Genomic DNA, 808 nt, shown 5'->3' with positions numbered 1-808 from the left:
TCGTTTGTGGAACAGGTTGAGAACGTATGATTTACAGGGCAATGAGTGTTCCGTATGCTGTCAACTATTCAATGTTTCACAAATAACGTGATTCTGCTAGTGAGACACGCCTTTAACCAAAAAAATAAAACCGGCTCACGCACGCTTGCCCACCCGTTACACTTGTGGGATACTTCCGCAGTATAAAATATAATATTAAGCGTACAGGGGATTGCAATTGAATATCAGAACCATGTTGACAGCTGCCTGTACATTGGTATTAGCTGCTTGTTCTGTGGTCACTGAAGTAGTTCCAGCTGGCAAAGATACTTATATGGTGGCTGGCGAGGATTTTGTCAGCGAAACAGGGGCAACAATAATAAAAACAACCCTTTATAAAAAAGCCACTTCATATTGTGAATCGATAGGAAAAAAGTTTTTACCGCTTAACGATTCAAAATCCTCGTATACTGCGGATCTTCGTTTTCGTTGTTTAGAGGAAGATGATCCGGAATATAGAAGGCCAATAATGGAATCAGTGCCTAACGTTAGAATCGAAAAGTAATGACGCACACTTACTCGGACACCCGTTCCACAAGGATCGGGAGCAACTCTAGCCTGAATATTTCACCTTGGATTCAACTCGTAAGTGCAACTCGATCTAGAACGGAAGATCATCACAGCGGATTGGCAGACTATACGCCTGAACAGGCATTTACTGATCGCTATAAGCGACATTGCCTTACAAAAGCAAAGCGCGCTGGATAGCGCTTACCACGCCCGTCCTGAGCGCTTTGCATCTGGACAACAACCCAAAGTGGCAATGCCG

The 808-nt window shown here is 43.7% G+C and carries 2 protein-coding genes; both read left to right on the top strand.

Translation table 11 applies throughout. The annotated features are described in order from the left end of the window. Positions 1–217: 217 nt before the first annotated feature. The gene (locus ACOCD2_RS23140) at positions 218–544 is read left to right on the top strand and encodes a hypothetical protein (protein WP_293675324.1); all 327 of its coding nucleotides are present in this window, start codon (positions 218–220) and stop codon (positions 542–544) included. Positions 545–628: 84 nt separating this feature from the next. Beyond that, the coding region (locus ACOCD2_RS23135; RefSeq protein ID WP_419626225.1) for a hypothetical protein at positions 629–808 on the top strand (180 nt) is incomplete at its 3' end.

The organism is Thiolapillus sp. (genome assembly GCF_048562965.1).
Lineage (GTDB): Bacteria > Pseudomonadota > Gammaproteobacteria > Chromatiales > Chromatiaceae > Thiolapillus > Thiolapillus brandeum_A.
This window is presented reverse-complemented; position numbering and strand designations above follow the sequence as displayed.